The sequence below is a fragment of the Rhodoferax sp. GW821-FHT10B06 genome (genome assembly GCF_059415605.1).
The window spans coordinates 1-12,865 of record NZ_JBWKNO010000001.1 but is presented as its reverse complement, the minus strand read 5'-3'; the positions used below and the strand labels follow the sequence as shown (position 1 = coordinate 12,865).

15 protein-coding genes are annotated in these 12,865 nt (G+C 58.7%); 7 read left to right on the top strand and 8 right to left on the bottom strand.

The window, feature by feature from the left end; translation table 11 throughout:
• Window positions 1–300: 300 nt before the first annotated feature.
• From AC07O2_RS00075 to AC07O2_RS00065, 3 genes are all read left to right on the top strand, one after another.
• A complete protein-coding gene (locus AC07O2_RS00075) occupies window positions 301–870 on the top strand; it encodes a TetR/AcrR family transcriptional regulator (protein WP_495073701.1) in 570 nt (189 codons plus the stop codon).
• Between the two features lie 51 nt (window positions 871–921).
• The gene (locus tag AC07O2_RS00070; protein WP_495073700.1) at window positions 922–1,839 is read left to right on the top strand and encodes an oxidoreductase; all 918 of its coding nucleotides are present in this window, start codon (window positions 922–924) and stop codon (window positions 1,837–1,839) included.
• A 67-nt stretch (window positions 1,840–1,906) separates the two neighbouring features.
• Complete coding sequence (locus AC07O2_RS00065; RefSeq protein ID WP_495073699.1) at window positions 1,907–2,878, top strand: SDR family NAD(P)-dependent oxidoreductase; 972 nt, start codon at window positions 1,907–1,909, stop codon at window positions 2,876–2,878.
• A 382-nt stretch (window positions 2,879–3,260) separates the two neighbouring features.
• Here the strand turns inward: AC07O2_RS00065 and AC07O2_RS00060 are convergent, their stop codons facing one another.
• The 3 genes from AC07O2_RS00060 to AC07O2_RS00050 are packed head-to-tail and all read right to left on the bottom strand — an operon-like array spanning window position 3,261 to window position 5,350.
• Window positions 3,261–3,572, bottom strand: a complete 312-nt coding sequence (locus AC07O2_RS00060; RefSeq protein WP_495073698.1) for a putative quinol monooxygenase — start codon at window positions 3,570–3,572, stop codon at window positions 3,261–3,263.
• Between the two features lie 13 nt (window positions 3,573–3,585).
• Window positions 3,586–4,359 carry an SDR family oxidoreductase gene (locus tag AC07O2_RS00055; RefSeq protein WP_495073697.1) on the bottom strand — a complete coding sequence of 258 codons (774 nt, stop codon included), beginning with the start codon at window positions 4,357–4,359 and terminating at the stop codon, window positions 3,586–3,588.
• Window positions 4,360–4,369: 10 nt separating this feature from the next.
• Window positions 4,370–5,350: an aldo/keto reductase gene (locus AC07O2_RS00050; RefSeq protein ID WP_495073696.1), complete on the bottom strand. Its 981-nt coding sequence runs from the start codon at window positions 5,348–5,350 to the stop codon at window positions 4,370–4,372.
• A gap of 138 nt (window positions 5,351–5,488) precedes the next feature.
• Between AC07O2_RS00050 and AC07O2_RS00045 the strand changes: the two genes are divergently transcribed.
• Entirely contained in the window at window positions 5,489–6,385 is an 897-nt protein-coding gene (locus tag AC07O2_RS00045) for a LysR family transcriptional regulator (protein ID WP_495073695.1), read from the top strand.
• Window positions 6,386–6,547: 162 nt separating this feature from the next.
• On the opposite strand, the gene AC07O2_RS00040 is transcribed toward AC07O2_RS00045, so the two are convergent.
• The 3 genes from AC07O2_RS00040 to AC07O2_RS00030 form a co-directional block, all read right to left on the bottom strand.
• Window positions 6,548–7,213 carry a carboxymuconolactone decarboxylase family protein gene (locus AC07O2_RS00040; RefSeq protein ID WP_495074211.1) on the bottom strand — a complete coding sequence of 222 codons (666 nt, stop codon included), beginning with the start codon at window positions 7,211–7,213 and terminating at the stop codon, window positions 6,548–6,550.
• A gap of 119 nt (window positions 7,214–7,332) precedes the next feature.
• Window positions 7,333–7,746, bottom strand: a complete 414-nt coding sequence (locus AC07O2_RS00035) for a (R)-mandelonitrile lyase (RefSeq protein WP_495073694.1) — start codon at window positions 7,744–7,746, stop codon at window positions 7,333–7,335.
• 672 nt (window positions 7,747–8,418) lie between these two features.
• Complete coding sequence (locus tag AC07O2_RS00030; protein WP_495073693.1) at window positions 8,419–9,753, bottom strand: aminotransferase-like domain-containing protein; 1,335 nt, start codon at window positions 9,751–9,753, stop codon at window positions 8,419–8,421.
• Window positions 9,754–9,880: 127 nt separating this feature from the next.
• Between AC07O2_RS00030 and cynS the strand changes: the two genes are divergently transcribed.
• Genes cynS through AC07O2_RS00015 form a run of 3 tightly spaced genes read left to right on the top strand, consistent with a single transcriptional unit; the run spans window position 9,881 to window position 11,344 of the window.
• The gene (cynS, locus tag AC07O2_RS00025) at window positions 9,881–10,324 is read left to right on the top strand and encodes a cyanase (RefSeq protein ID WP_495073692.1); all 444 of its coding nucleotides are present in this window, start codon (window positions 9,881–9,883) and stop codon (window positions 10,322–10,324) included.
• A gap of 34 nt (window positions 10,325–10,358) precedes the next feature.
• Entirely contained in the window at window positions 10,359–10,976 is a 618-nt protein-coding gene (locus tag AC07O2_RS00020) for a DJ-1/PfpI family protein (protein WP_495073691.1), read from the top strand.
• 29 nt (window positions 10,977–11,005) lie between these two features.
• Window positions 11,006–11,344 (top strand): cupin domain-containing protein, encoded by a 339-nt coding sequence (locus AC07O2_RS00015; RefSeq protein WP_495073690.1) that lies wholly within the window; start codon window positions 11,006–11,008, stop codon window positions 11,342–11,344.
• 268 nt (window positions 11,345–11,612) lie between these two features.
• On the opposite strand, the gene AC07O2_RS00010 is transcribed toward AC07O2_RS00015, so the two are convergent.
• Together AC07O2_RS00010 and AC07O2_RS00005 are read right to left on the bottom strand one after the other, a co-directional pair.
• Window positions 11,613–12,245: a LysE family translocator gene (locus AC07O2_RS00010; RefSeq protein ID WP_495073689.1), complete on the bottom strand. Its 633-nt coding sequence runs from the start codon at window positions 12,243–12,245 to the stop codon at window positions 11,613–11,615.
• 415 nt (window positions 12,246–12,660) lie between these two features.
• On the bottom strand, window positions 12,661–12,865 hold a 205-nt coding region (locus AC07O2_RS00005), incomplete at its 5' end, for a hypothetical protein (RefSeq protein WP_495073688.1).

The following is a 12,865-nucleotide window of genomic DNA, read 5'->3' as shown; positions in this document are numbered from 1 at the left end:
GGCCGATGGCCACTTTTCTGGATGGCGTTTTGGTTTTATGTGCGTAACCAGTCGCTTCGCAGTTGCTACTGCCGGCTATGCAGCGAATGCTGTCACTCGCTACAAAAAACTGAACGCGCAGTATCGCCCCCCTCGCAGCCCTCCATGCCTTCCAACAAAGCCTTGGGCCTGCTGCATAAAACTAGTCCAAGTTTCTATCTGCCCCCCGGAAGCTCACAACGTCCTGAGCGTGACACTTGACGGAGAAGATTTTCTATACGATAATTGAGCATCCACTTACTCAATAGAAAATATTAGATCATGGCTCGTCCCTTGAGCGAGGAGAAGCGCGATGCCCTGCTTGAAGCTGCGTCAGACCTCATTGCCCAACTCGGCACTGGTGCATCTACAGCGAAGATCGCCAAGGCCGCCGGCGTGTCTGAGGGGACGCTGTTTACCTACTTTCCGTCGAAGGATGATCTCCTGAATGATCTGTTCGTTGAGATAGAAAATGAGCTTGCGGAGACGATGCTGGCGCCATACCCGCTCGAGGCGTCAGCACGTGACCAACTCTTCATCGTTTGGAGTCGGCTGATTGAGTGGGGACTGAATCATTCCACGGCGCGCAAGGCGTTGCGCCAGTTGAAGGTGTCGGACCGCGTGACGGCGCAGAGCCGCCAGCGATGCCACGCCATGTTCCTCGACTCCCGCTCGATGGTCGAACAGTGTCTTGCGGGACATGCTGCGCCTGAACGAGTCGCTTTCTATATCGATACGATTCTGTTCGATTTGGCGGATATCACCATGAACGCCATTGCGGCCAAGCCGAAGGACCGTGAAGCGATTCGACAGGCAGGGTTCGACCTGTTTTGGAAAGGCTCTGCGGCCTGATTTTTTTTGTCAGTTAAATGAGTATGTAATCACTCATAAAAAGGAGTTTGTATGTTAGATCACAAAGGCTTTACCGAAGTAGATGTCCCGAGTCAATCGGGCAAGTGCTTCATCGTCACAGGCGCCAACGCGGGCGTAGGGTTCGAGTTGTCCAGAGTGCTTGCTGCGCGGGGCGCGCGCGTGTTGTTGGGTTGCCGCGAAAAGAGCCGGGCAGAGGAGGCCATTGCACGCATCAAACAACAGACGCCGAACGCCGACCTCGCCTGGTTGCCACTGGACTTGGGCGACATCGAGAGTGTGCGTGCCGCCGTTGCAACGGCGTCAAAGGAGCCGCGCATCGATGCACTCATCAACAACGCGGGCATCATGTTCCCGCCCCTGACGCGCACCAAGCAGGGATTCGAATCGCAGTTCGGGGTCAACCATCTGGGCGTGTTCGCACTGACCGCGCTGCTGTTGCCCAAGTTGGCCGAGACGCCGGGCTCGCGCATCGTTGTCACATCCAGCATTGCGCATTTGAAGGCAAATATCGACTGGGACGATCTCAATGCCGAGCGCAGTTATTCCAAGCAGGATCGTTATGGCGCCAGCAAGCTGGCGAATGCGCTGTTCTTTTTTGAGTTGGATCGGCGCCTGCGCGCGACCCGATCCCCCATCACGGCCGTTGGTGCCCACCCCGGTGTGGCAAGCACCAGCCTGGGTCGGCACATGGGGCTTGCTCAGTTGGCAGGTCCCATCGTCGGCCTGCTGCTCAACAGTGCGGCCAAGGGCGCATGGCCGGCGTTGCTGGCCGCGACAGGCCCCGTGAAACCAGGAGGCTATTACGGCCCGACCGGATTCGCAGGGATCAGAGGCGTCGCCGGAGAGGCCAAACGCGCACCGCAGGCTGAAGACGCGGCACTTGCCAAGCGGCTTTGGGACGTTTCCGTCGCCATGACCGGGATCGACCCCGAATTGCCGACTGTGTGACAGCACTGCCTGTCTCTACTCAAACCCACCGATCTAAGGCATCGGGCAATCAACCAAGGAATCTGATATGCACGCAAAATTTGGAGCCACATCCACGACCGACGATGTTCTTGCTGGACTGGACCTGAAAGGCAAACGCGTTCTCGTCACGGGTACGTCGTCTGGCCTGGGCATCGAGACCGCTCGGGCACTCGTTGCTCACGGGGCTTATGTTGTGGGTACGGCGCGCGATCTCGACAAAGCATATGCAGCAACCGGAGCCGTACGCGCGGCCGCCGCCACGAGCGGCGGTTTCGAACTGATCGAGGTCGATCTCGGATCACTCGCGAGCGTCAGGGCTTGTACCGATAAATTATTGTTGAGGGCCGAGTCGCTCGATGCAGTCATCGCGAATGCAGGCATCATGGCAACACTGCACGGACATACGGCCGATGGCTTCGAGACTCAAATGGGAACCAACCATTTAGGCCACTTTGTCCTGGTGAACCGACTCGCGCCGTTGTTGCCCGCAGGCTCGCGCGTCGTGGTGTTGTCTTCCAACGCTCATCGAATGAGCGACATTGATCTGGAAGACCTGAACTTTGAGCGGCGAGCTTATAACCCTGTGGTTGCCTATGGACAATCGAAGACGGCCAATGCGCTTTTTGCCGCCGAGTTCGACCGCCGCCACAAGGATCGGGGCATCCGCGCTGCCGCGGTCCATCCAGGCGTGATCAATACAGGTCTCACCCGCCACGTTGACATCGAGATGCTGAAGGGCTGGATGGCAGGCATCAACGCAGCCCGTGCCCAGCGGGGCCTATCGCCGTTCGAACCGAAAACAGTTCCTCAAGGTGCGGCGACTTCGGCCTGGGCGGCTTTCACGGCCTCCAGCGAGGAGATCGGCGGCAGGTACTGCGAGGATTGCCATGTCTCGACCGAATTCAAGGCGCCACAGGACGATGGCTTCTCGGAAGGCTATCGCGCCTACGCCCTGGATGCAGCACGAGCAGCCGAACTGTGGCGCAAGAGCGAAGACCTTGTCGGCGAGCGCTATTGACCAATTGGCTGACCGTGTCGCCTCGCTACCGTTCTTCCATGCGCTCCGGCGCGTATGACGAAGTTCCGGTCGGTATCGATCTGCCTGGCAAGCGCGTCCCAGTCACAGCATGTCTACAACCGAGGTGAATGCGCCTTTCGCAGCAAGTCGCTGACAGAGTCAGCTTTGAGCAGGAGGCGGCATTCGACAATCGTGGTCGAATGTCGGCAGTCAGCCTGAAGCAGCCTTCACATTTGCGATAGCGGCTTCGCAGCGATTACGGTTCCACGTTCTGCGGAGTTCAACGCCCGAAAGAAGCTGCTCAATATTGTCGCAGCTGATCAGATCTAGTCGGTGTCCCCTTCAGCACCAACGGTGTGTCGTAGGCTTGCGGTCTAGCTTCTCACTCGCTCACCCGGGAAGTGAAGGTGAGCGAGGGACCGAAGGTCAGCAGCGGCCCCAGTTCCTTCATCACCTCGGCAACATGAGCGTTGCCGGCATGGTCGTCCACGTCCATCTGGCGTTTCCAGCCGTCGATGATGAAGAAGGTGTTGGGATCGTCCTTTTTCTGGTGCAAGTCGTAATAGAGGCACCCCGGTTCGGCGCGTGCCGGCTCCACGAACTGGAGCGCAAGTTCGCGCACTCGTTCGCGATTGGCCGTCTCGCAGCGCAACTCGCAGATGATGTGGATTTCGTCCAATCGGTTCGCAGTCATGGTGTCTCGTCCTTCAGTTCTTGCCAGCGTAGACACGGGTCATGCCACCGTCCACGACCAGGTCGATTCCGCGGATGTAGGAGCTGGCGTCGGACGCCAGGAACACCAGGGCATCACCGATGTCTTGCGTGGACCCGACACGACCTGCCGGAATTTCGGTTGAGACGCGCTCAACGTAGTCGGCCACCTGCTGGTCTGTCATCTTCTGCTCCTGACCGTAGCCTTCGGTCGGCACTACGCCAGGGCTGATGGTGTTCACCCTGATGTCGCGGTGCTTCAGGTCCGTCGTCCAGCTGCGGGCGAGTGAGCGCACCGCCGCCTTGGTTGCGGCGTAGACAGCGAAGCCAGACAAGCCCATGTCCGCCGTGATGGACGCGTTGAGCACCACCGAGGCGCCGTTGCGCAGCACGCCCAACATTGTCTGCACTGTCAGCACGACACCCTTGATGTTGATGGACAGTTCGCTGTCGATTTGCGCTTCGGTCAGCTCTTCGAGCGGAGTGGCGTGGCCGCCGCCGGCATTCGCGAACAAGATGTCGAGCCGGCCGTGGGCCGCCTGGATAGTGTCAGCCACTCGCTGCATGTCGGCCTTGCTGCTAACGTCTGCTCGGATGCCAAGGACTCCATCGCCAAGCTTGGCTACCGCCGCATTGAGGACTTCTTGTCGGCGGCCAGTGATGTAGACGGTGGCACCATGCTCAAGCAGCCGCTTTGCCGAGCCGAAGCCGATGCCCGTCGTGCCGCCCGTGACGAGCGCGACGCGCCCTTGAAGGGTCTGTACAGTCATCGCAGTCGCCTCAGCGGTTGACGGTCTTCATCATGGCAGCGGTGTAGCGCTCGCCGGTGACGGGGACCTTGGCCATCACATCGGCCAACTCCTTCAAGTCAGTGGCCGTCAGTTCGACGGTGGCGCCACCGATGTTCTCTTCCAGGCGGTGCAGCTTGGTGGTGCCCGGGATCGGGGTGATCCAAGGCTTCTGTGCCAGCAGCCAGGCCAGGGCTACCTGCGCCGGCGTGGCATTCTTACGCTTGGCCACTTCGCCGATCATCTCGACCAGCTTGTGGTTGGCTTCACGGGCTTCATCGGCAAAGCGCGGCAGGTTCTTGCGTACGTCGCCATCGGCGAAGGTCGTGGAGGCATCAATTTTGCCGGCCAGGAAGCCCTTACCCAGCGGGCTGAAGGTCACGAAGCCGATGCCAAGCTCCTCCAGGGTCGGAATGATTTCCTGTTCTGGCTCCCGGGTGAACATCGAGTATTCGCTCTGCAGAGCGGCCACAGGCTGCACGGCGTGGGCGGTGCGGATGGCCTTCACGCCGGCTTCGCTCAGGCCAAAGTGTTTGACCTTGCCTTCCTGGATGAGGTCGCGCACGGTGCCGGCGACGTCTTCCATTGGCACATTCGGGTCGACACGGTGTTGGTAGAACAGGTCGATGCAGTCGGTCTTCAGGCGCTTGAGGGACTGTTCGGCAACCAAGCGGATGCGGGCAGGGGTGCTGTCAAGGCCCGCAGTGGCGATGCCATCCTTGAAGCCGAACTTGGTGGCCAGGACGATCTGGTCGCGGAAAGGTGCGACGGCCTCGCCGAGCATTTCTTCGTTCACTGCGCCGTAGGCTTCTGCGCTGTCAAAGAAGGTAACGCCGCGTTCGAAGGCCGCGCGGATCAATTCGATGCCGGCCGATTTCTCGGTGGCGGGGCCGTAGCCAAAGGTCAGGCCCATGCAGCCGAGGCCGATGGCGGAGACTTCGAGACCGTTCTTACCTAGTGTGCGCTTTTGCATTTTCAGTTCCTTCAAATGTTGATAGCTGCCCCTGGGAGGTGCCGGAATGGCTTTCTCCAGAAGGCATGTAAGAACTTTAAAAGTTTGACGGTTATGTGAGAACCCGCTATGCTCGCCTAAGCGATATGAATTTTGTTCATGACAAATCGGATTGACCTCAACAGCCTTTCGTCTTTCATCGTGGTGGCGCGAGAGCGCAGCTTCACACGGGCAGCAGCCCAGTTGGGCGTGACGCAGTCGGCTCTGAGTCACGGCATGCGAGCGCTGGAGGAGCGTTTGGGTGTGAGGCTGCTGGCCCGGACGACCCGAGGTGCAGCTCCGACCGAGGCGGGAGAGCGGCTACTGTTGAGCCTGACTCCGTACTACGAAGGCATCGAGGCGGAGTTGGCCGCCCTCAGCGAGCTGCGTGAGAAGCCTTCGGGCACCATCCGCATCACAACGCACGACCACGCGGCCTCCACCATCCTTTGGCCCAAGCTGTCCAAGCTGTTGCCCGAGTACCCCGACATTCGGTTGGAAATCAACATCGGCTATGGCCTGATCGACATCGTGGCCGAGCGATTCGACGCCGGCGTGCGCATCGGCGACCAGATTGCCAAGGACATGATTGCGGTGCGCATCTCACCGGACTTCCGAATGGCTGTTGCGGGCTCGCCCGCCTACTTCGCGAACCGGCAGAAGCCTCAGACGCCCCAGGACCTCACCTCCCACAATTGCGGCAATCTGCGCATGGCAACTCACGGGGGGTTGTACGCCTGGGAGTTTGTGCAGGATGGCAAGGAATTGAACGTCCAGGTGCCTGGGCAAATCATCTTCAACACCTCGGTACAGCTGCTAAACGCTGCGCTGGAAGGCTATGCCCTTACCTACGCGCCGGAGGACATCATTCAACCGCATGTGGAGGCGGGGCGTCTGGTGCGTGTATTGGAAGACTGGAGCCCAACTTTCCCGGGTTACCACCTCTACTATCCCAGCCGCCGCCAGTCCTTGCCTGCGTTCGCGCTCGTGGTCGAGGCGCTCAAACTGCGGGCTTGAGACGGGCCTCCATCGAAGAGCCGTCAAGGCTCTCAGCGTTTCCGACTGTGGTGGACGCGAGAAATCAGGGGCCCATTGTGTGAGAGGGCTTGGGGAATCGAACAAATTGGTCCTGTTGCTACCGAGTGGCGACTCGTAGGGATGGCTCTGGAAAGCGGCGAATCACTTCGCGGCCTTGGTCGCCAAGTGTCGCTTGATAGCCGCCCGAACCCCGCTTCCGGCGCCGGCATTGATTTTCTCGCTCACGACATCGGCGACTTGGTTCAACTGGGCCTCTGTGATACCAACATTCATGCTGATGCTCACATGCGACTGCAGTTGCGGGTCCACGCCCAGCAATGCGGAGAGCATGCCGACGGTCGCGAGCTCGCGACTCTGCCAGTCGAGGTTGTCGCGTTCGAAGATGTCGCCGAACAGATGGGCCTTCAGGTAGATGTCCGCTGCCGGCGCAAAGTCAAACAGCGCGCCGTTGACCGGCGCACCGACAAGCTGGGTCTGGTTGGCGGTGCCAGCGGCAAGCAACTCGTCGCCCTTCGGGATGGGACGGGTCGGCTCCTGTCCCCACGCGTCTTGCACACCGCGCTGCTTGCGGGCCTCGACCACTTTCTTGAGTTCGCCAAGCGCATTGAGGCTGCGCGGGAAGCCGGCATAGGCGTACAGCTGAACCAGGACCTCCTTGGCATCGTTCACCGTCAGGCCGGCATCCAGACCTTGATTGAGGGCGATGCTCAGGCGCGGGATGTCGCCCGCTGCTGCGAGCGCGGCGACGAAGACGATGGCTTGCTGTCGAGCGGAGAGAGTGTCGGACGCGGTTTGCGAATTCATCATGGTGGTGGAGACGGTAGGGATGGAGGCCGTTGCCGATAAGGCGAAGCCGCTATAGCAGGCAAGCAGAGCCGCAGCGAAGAGCTTGCACATGGGCAATCCGGTCGTCGGGTTGCTGGGCGTCAGGCGGTCTCGAGAGGGCCGGCCTGGTACTGCTCGTCCGAAACCGGCTCCATCCATTCGACGTTCTTGCCGTCGACCATTTCAGTGATGGCCAAGTGGGACATCCCGTTGGTGGGGGTGGCGCCGTGCCAGTGGCGTTTACGGCAGGGGCACCACACCACGTCACCGGCGCGAATTTCAGTGCGGGCACCGCCTTCGCACTGCGTCCAGCCCACGCCAGAGAGAACGACGAGGGTTTGACCCGCCGGATGGAAATGCCAGTTGGTGCGGGCGCCCGGCTCGAAGGTCACGATGGCACCACCAGATCGGCCGTCGCCGTCCGCCTGAAACGCGCTATCGATGCGGACCGTGCCAGTGAAATAAGAGGCAGGTCCCTTGACTGATGGCTTGGCGCCGTTGCGGATGATTTTCATGTACTGGCCCTAAGTTTTGGTGGGAGCCCGTGTACCCACGGTCCGTCGGAAAACTGTAAGTGGTATCGGAGCCAATCAGAAGTCCCACACGTCACTAGCCCTTATGAACTCGGCTCATGATGTGGCAAGCAACCATTGCGTTTAGCGATGAGCGGCTCCGCGAGCGCCTGAGCATGCGCCGAAATGCTTCGTCGCTTCATTAAACGGCGGCTTGAACTGAGCAATTTGGCCCAACCGTCCCTCTTGGCGCGCATGTACACACTGCGCTTGGCCGTCTACCAGCAGCACATGCTCTGCTAGCGCACCGTGCTCGAAATTGGGCAGGGGCAGTAGAAGCCAGGTGTGGCGCGATGAATGGCAGTCACCCATTTTTATAGATCGCCCTACAGCCTCGACGAGAGACCGGTCTTGAGCCGATAGTACCTATTCCTTATCGGCATGCTAGCGGTTGCAATCAGCCTGAAGCCATCTCCAACGGAATCTGCATTGCAGCGGGCGCGGTCATCTACTGCCCCGGTATTCAAGTAGATAGATGTGAATCGTCCTAGGGTGGTCAAATGATGTCTCGGAGGTTTACCCACTGACGCTGCCAACATTGCTTATGCTGGCGACAGTCCGCGCAGGATTGGTCCGTCATCGTCAAATAGTAGCTCACAATAACAGGAAACGAACTCAATACGTGTAGGCACCAATAACCTGCTTCACTTTTTCCAGTGCGTTCTGAAGAGCGTCCAGTTCTACGGATCCGAGCGCCAAGCGGATCGCATGCGGCACATGGACAGACGTTGCAAACGGTTCGGCGGTCGACACCGAAATGTGCTCGCGCATGAGCGCCATCGCAATCTGGTCAGCTCGAACCTCTTCTGCCAGCGGGAGCCAGAGAAAATAGGAGGCCGGATGGCGAACGCATTGGAACCCGGCAAAAACGTCGCCGGCCATGGATTGCCGAAGCCTCGCATCGCGGCACTTCTCCGCTTCCAGTCGGGTGACCGTACCATCCTCCAGCCAACCGCAAGCGATCGCCGTCATCACGCCGGGGGTGTTCCAGGTGGTCGCCCTGATCGTTCGCTCTATTGCAGGCACCCACTGCGTGGGTGCGGCGACGAACCCGAAACGTAGCCCGGTGGCTACGTTCTTGGAAAGCCCTGAGACATAGACGGTCGTCTCCGGCGCAAGTGCTGCCAGCGGCGGCGGTGGGTTCTCAGCAAGGAAGGCATATGCCGCATCCTCGATGATGAGGAGCCCATGCTGGCGTGCGATTGTTACCAACTGCTGCCGCCAGCGCGTACCCATCACCCATCCCAGCGGGTTGTGCAGTGTCGGCATCGCATACACAGCGCGCACCCGTCGGCTCTTGCACAGCCGCTCCAGCGCATCCAGGTCAGGCCCTTGTTTAGTCGCCGGAATCGGCACCTGCTCAAGGTGAAGCGCCTCTGCCAGCACCTTGAAACCCGGATACGTCAAGGCGTCGACGGCAACAACGTCACCGGGTTGCAACAACGCCATGGCCGTCACCGCCAGTCCCTGCTGCGCGCCATTCACGATCAGCACCTGAGCGGCATCGACGGCCAATCCTCGGCATCCGAGGTGGCGTGCGACTGTAGCTCGCTCATGCTGACGTCCGCCATGCGGCTGGTAGCGCAGCAAAGCCTCAAGGTCCCCGGAGGACGCGAGCTGACGCAAGGCACTCCGCAACAACTCCGTCTGACCGGGCAGCGATGGATAGTTAAAGCTGAGATCAACCATCCCCACCGCTGCCACATATTGGTCGATGCCAAGACCAGGAGGCAATGAAGTCTCTCGGACGAAGGTACCTCGGCCAGCTTCTCCGCTGACCAGTCCCATGGCTTCGAGTTCGGCATAGACCCGTGTTGCAGTCACCAAGGCCAACCCTTGTTTCGCAGCAAGTTGACGGTGAGTCGGTAAGCGCGTACCCGGCGGCAGGCGCCCTGCGCGGATGTCGGCCGCAAATGCGTCAACCAACAATTTGTAGCGGGACTGAACCATATACCAATGTATCCATGACAATTGTTTGATCGTATTGATTGTCAGCCATAAGATGCCTTATCGCAACCAGACCAGCACGGGTAGACGGAAGTGTCCGGAACCGTACGAACCCTTTGAAGGAGCTCTTATGAACCGCCTCACAGTTACCGAAAAAATCATTGCCACCAAGGTGTCCTCTGGCATTAAGTGGTCGGAGGTCGCCGCCAAGGTGGGACTCAGCAAGGAATGGGTCACCGCCGCATGTCTAGGCCAAATGACGCTGAGCAAGGAACAAGCGGGCGTTCTCGCAGAGGTTTTCAGCTTGACCGAAGAAGAGGCTAAATGGCTGACCGTTACACCGTACAAGGGCTCCTTGCCCACGTCGGTCCCAACCGACCCACTCATCTATCGTTTCTACGAGATGGTTAACGTGTACGGAACCACTTTCAAAGCCCTCATACACGAAGAATTTGGTGACGGCATCATGAGCGCCATTGACTTCAAGATGGACCTGCAGCGTGAGAACGACCCCCATGGCGACCGCGTGCGCATTGTCATGAGCGGGAAATTTCTACCTTACAAGCAGTACTGATCCCTCAACCCCAATTGCACAGGAATACAACGTCATGCACATCACCATCCTCACCTTCGAAGGTTATAACGAACTCGATTCCCTCATCGCGCTGGGCGTCCTCAATCGCGTCAAGAAGCCGGGCTGGCGCGTGTCTATTGCCAGCCCCACCGCAAAGGTGAAATCGATGAATGGGGTCGTCATCGAATCGCAAGCTACGCTTGAAGAAGCAAGTGCCGCCGATGCGGTCATCGTGGGCAGCGGCCTTTTAACGCGCGACGTGGTTGCAGATCCGGCGTTGATGTCGCGGCTGCAACTCGATCCCTCCAGGCAATTGCTGGGCGCGCAGTGCTCCGGCACGCTGGTGCTGGCCAAGCTCGGCTTGCTCGATGGTGTCCCAGCATGTACCGACTTGACGACGAAACCGTGGGTCCAGGAAGCCGGCATCGATGTGCTGAACCAGCCATTCTTTGCCAAGGGCAACGTGGCCACTGTTGGTGGATGCCTGGCATCGCACTATCTTGCCGCCTGGATCATTGCCCGTCTGGAGGGTATCGAAGCGGCGGAAAGCGCACTTCACTACGTCGCCCCGGTGGGAGAGAAGGAGGACTACGTCTCGCGTGCGATGCGGCATATCACACCGTATCTGCACAAGGAAACAGCGTCCGTTTGAGCAAACAGTTATTCAGCAGGAGAAAATCAATGAGCATCCGTGTATTCCAGGCCGCCACACACAAGCAGCTAACCGACCTGAAGATTCCCAACACTGTCGCGTTCGGCGATGACTTCGGCGCTTCCTGCAACACGAGCGCTCCGATCACGGCAGGATTATTCCGCATCGGACAGGGGCAGCCCATGCCCTACAGCTATGACTTCGACGAGTTCAAGCTTGTGCTTGAAGGCGAGATCACCGTCACGGACGAAGCGAGCGGACAGGTCTACGAATTGAAGACCGGTGATGTCATCCAGTTTCCCGCAGGAACCAAGGTGAGCTATTCGTCGTATACCAGCGGCCTAGCGTTCTACGTTGCCCAGCGTTGATATATGACATTGAGAAATAGCGGTGCCCGGTCCCCCGGCCCTAATTGATCTAGTTTGTATCGACCGCGCCAAGATTGGGCGCCATCAGCTGTTGAAGGGCGTTTGTTTATAAGCACTTATCAAATTCTCAAATAGCAAAAGTTTTGCCAAATGCGCCATCACCATCAACAGAGTCTGTGTAGGCGCAATATTACCCAGCAGGCCGACTACACCATTCGTAGGGCAGTCGGAAAACGCTATATGGGGAAAGGTGGCGCAATCCGCAAAATCAGCGCCGCCCCTCCACGACCATGCGCGTGGCCAGTCCACCCAGCACGGTTCCCATGAGCCAGCGTTGAACGATCTGCCAAGAGGGGTGGGCTGCGAGAAAAATCGCAATCGAACCTGCCAAGACGGCTATCACGGCATTGATGCTCACGCTGACAACAATTTGCGTAAGGCCTAATGTGAGAGATTGCAACAGAACACTGCCGTGGTCGGGATGGATGAATTGTGGCAACAATGACAAATACATGATCGCGATCTTGGGGTTCAGTAAATTGGTGAAGAACCCCATCGTGAAAAGCCTTCTTGCACTGTCCTTTGGCAAATTGCGCACTTCAAACGGTGAGCGTCCGCCTGGCTTAACAGCTTGCCACGCCAAATAGAACAGATAGATAGCACCTCCAAGGCGTAGTGCGTCATATGCGTATGGCACCGCCAACACCAACGCAGTGATGCCACATGCGGCGCAAAGCATGTAGAAGACGAAACCCAGTGCCACCCCAGCCAGAGATATCAGCCCGGCTGTTCTTCCCTGACAAATCGAACGTGAAATAAGGTAAACCATGTTCGGCCCGGGTGTGAGTACCATGCCGAGTGAGATAAGGCCAAAGGCTAGCAAGCTGGAGATTTCTGGCATGGAATCAGTCCTGGACGTGGGCAATAAATGCGTATGGCTTCGAGCGAATACTTATTTTTGAGTGCACTCTGCAAAAGCTGCGAACGTCTCACTGGACAGTCGGCTAACGGTTGAAGAGTGTGGCATCGGCATGACTTGACCGTCAGGATACGCACGACGGGGCATGCCGAACAGATACAGATCCGCCCATTTGTGAGCGCTACAGCAGCAGCATCTACCTATTCCAAATCACCCAAGGTACCTCGCACTTTCTCAAAAAGCGAAAATTTTGCCAAATGGGAGCCGATTTCAAAAACGCGCCTCCGGAAGAAATCAACCGTGCGGAAGCGCGCATAGGCCCACCTCCGGTCCGTTTGTGGGCCGCGGTTCGAGTTCAACCGGAAAAATGGCAACTTGAGCCATACGGCACACACGGCTACGACTTCTGGGTTGTTGCCCTGCTCGTTGAGACAACGACATCGAAGATGGATTCAACTGCTCGACGTACGCGTAGCACGGCGTCATTGGCGACTACTGGTGCAATCAGGACGATCTGGAACACGCTATACAGCGACTCATCAACGTCATCGACAACGGTCAAGGTCTTGACGGCGCCTTGCCCCCCATGCCGCCGATATTGG

Bases quoted from the DNA above. Each gene is read 5' to 3' on its own strand.
- AC07O2_RS00065 (WP_495073699.1), top strand. From the start codon at position 1,907: ATGCACGCAAAATTTGGAGCCACATCCACGACCGACGATGTTCTTGCT.
- AC07O2_RS00035 (WP_495073694.1), bottom strand. From the start codon at position 7,746: ATGAAAATCATCCGCAACGGCGCCAAGCCATCAGTCAAGGGACCTGCC.
- AC07O2_RS00055 (WP_495073697.1), bottom strand. From the start codon at position 4,359: ATGACTGTACAGACCCTTCAAGGGCGCGTCGCGCTCGTCACGGGCGGC.
- AC07O2_RS00045 (WP_495073695.1), top strand. From the start codon at position 5,489: ATGACAAATCGGATTGACCTCAACAGCCTTTCGTCTTTCATCGTGGTG.
- AC07O2_RS00015 (WP_495073690.1), top strand. From the start codon at position 11,006: ATGAGCATCCGTGTATTCCAGGCCGCCACACACAAGCAGCTAACCGAC.
- AC07O2_RS00060 (WP_495073698.1), bottom strand. From the start codon at position 3,572: ATGACTGCGAACCGATTGGACGAAATCCACATCATCTGCGAGTTGCGC.
- AC07O2_RS00040 (WP_495074211.1), bottom strand. From the start codon at position 7,213: ATGATGAATTCGCAAACCGCGTCCGACACTCTCTCCGCTCGACAGCAA.
- AC07O2_RS00020 (WP_495073691.1), top strand. From the start codon at position 10,359: ATGCACATCACCATCCTCACCTTCGAAGGTTATAACGAACTCGATTCC.
- AC07O2_RS00070 (WP_495073700.1), top strand. From the start codon at position 922: ATGTTAGATCACAAAGGCTTTACCGAAGTAGATGTCCCGAGTCAATCG.
- AC07O2_RS00010 (WP_495073689.1), bottom strand. From the start codon at position 12,245: ATGCCAGAAATCTCCAGCTTGCTAGCCTTTGGCCTTATCTCACTCGGC.
- AC07O2_RS00030 (WP_495073693.1), bottom strand. From the start codon at position 9,753: ATGGTTCAGTCCCGCTACAAATTGTTGGTTGACGCATTTGCGGCCGAC.
- AC07O2_RS00075 (WP_495073701.1), top strand. From the start codon at position 301: ATGGCTCGTCCCTTGAGCGAGGAGAAGCGCGATGCCCTGCTTGAAGCT.
- cynS (WP_495073692.1), top strand. From the start codon at position 9,881: ATGAACCGCCTCACAGTTACCGAAAAAATCATTGCCACCAAGGTGTCC.
- AC07O2_RS00050 (WP_495073696.1), bottom strand. From the start codon at position 5,350: ATGCAAAAGCGCACACTAGGTAAGAACGGTCTCGAAGTCTCCGCCATC.